Annotated in this window: 1 protein-coding gene and 1 pseudogene; one reads left to right on the top strand and one right to left on the bottom strand. The window is 73.3% G+C overall.

Features of this window, described 5'->3' with window-relative positions:
* Positions 1 to 420: pseudogene (locus tag PLL68_RS12495) on the top strand (sodium/glutamate symporter); the annotation flags it as partial.
* A 12-nt stretch (positions 421 to 432) separates the two neighbouring features.
* On the opposite strand, the gene PLL68_RS12490 reads toward PLL68_RS12495, so the two are convergent.
* Positions 433 to 1296 (bottom strand): aminodeoxychorismate lyase, encoded by an 864-nt coding sequence (locus tag PLL68_RS12490; protein ID WP_324534555.1) that lies wholly within the window; start codon positions 1294 to 1296, stop codon positions 433 to 435.
* Between the last annotated feature and the right edge of the window lie 60 nt (positions 1297 to 1356).

Below are 1356 nucleotides of genomic sequence, written 5' to 3'. Positions count from 1 at the left end.
CTGGTCGTCGCTGCCATCGGCACGATGTCGCTGGCCACCCTCGGTGCGAACATCCCGGCCCTCGTGACCTTCACCCTCATCGGTGCGTGCTGGAGCGTCGTGGCCGTGCTCTGGATCGCCCCGCGCATCCACGGCGTGCGCTGGTTCGAGCCCGGTGTCGCCGACTTCGGGCAGTCCCAGGGCAACGTCGCCACCGGCTTCATCCTCGCCGACATGGCCGACCCCAAGCGCCAGACCAACGCCGCCACGGCCTACGGCTACAAGCAGCTGACCTACGAGCCACTGCTCGGGGGAGGCATCATCACCGCCCTCGCGATCCCGCTCATCGCCGACGTCGGCCTGATGCCGTTCGCCGTCGCGTCAGCGATCATCACCGTGGCGCTCGCCGCGTGGGGGATGCTGCGCCGAGGCACACCCTGACCCGCCCCGCGGTCAGGAGCGCGCGTAGCGCAGGACCCGCGCGGCCAGGTCCTCGTCGACGCGCAGGCGCCTGCCGTCGAGCGAGGTGACGACCACCGGCCCGCGCCCGGACGAGAGGAGCCACAGCCCGTCGGCGCGGTAGAGGTCGTCGACGGGCACCAGCTCGTACCGCGTCGCGAACCCGTCGGCCCGGGCCGCCTCGAAGACGGCCGCCACGGTGATGGACTCGAGGATGCCGGTCCCGCCCGTCGGCGTGCTGAGGAACGTGCCGTCGCGGGCGACCAACAACCCCGACGTCGGGCCGTCCAGGGCGTAGCCGTCGGTCGTCGTGAAGATGACGTCGTCGGCACCGCGTCGCCGCGCCTCCCGGGCGGCCGCGAGGTTGACGACGTAGGACAGCGTCTTGGTGCCGCCGAGCAGCCACGGTGCGTCGACGAAGGCATCGGACGGGTGGCCGCGGCTCAGGGTGACCGCCGTGACCGTCCGGACCCCGGGGACCGCGACCCGGTGGGTGATGCTCACGATCGCCGTCGGCCCCGTGTCGCGCCACTCGCGGCCGCGGGTCAGCACGAGCTTCAGCACGGCCTCACCGGGCGTGGACCAGGCGGCCAGGGCCTCGGCCACCAGGGTGTGCCACTGCTGCGGTGAGGGGTCGGCGATGGCCATGGCCCGGGCCGAGGACGCGAGGCGGGCCAGGTGCTCGTCGAGGTCGACCACCCGGGCGGTGCCCCCGGCACCCATGACGACCCGTGCGGAGTCGAAGCACCCGTCGCCGCGGATCAGGCCGAGGTCGTCGGCGGTGACCACCGGCTCGTCGGCGTCGACGACGCCCCGACCGAGCACCGCGACGACGTGCGGCACCTCAGCGGTGCCCACGGTGCCCCACCGCACGGGTCACGTGATCGACGCCCGGTAGATGCTCTCGATCGACGCGTC

Source organism: Ornithinibacter sp. (assembly GCF_035443565.1).
Lineage (GTDB): Bacteria > Actinomycetota > Actinomycetes > Actinomycetales > Dermatophilaceae > Fodinibacter.
This window is presented reverse-complemented; position numbering and strand designations above follow the sequence as displayed.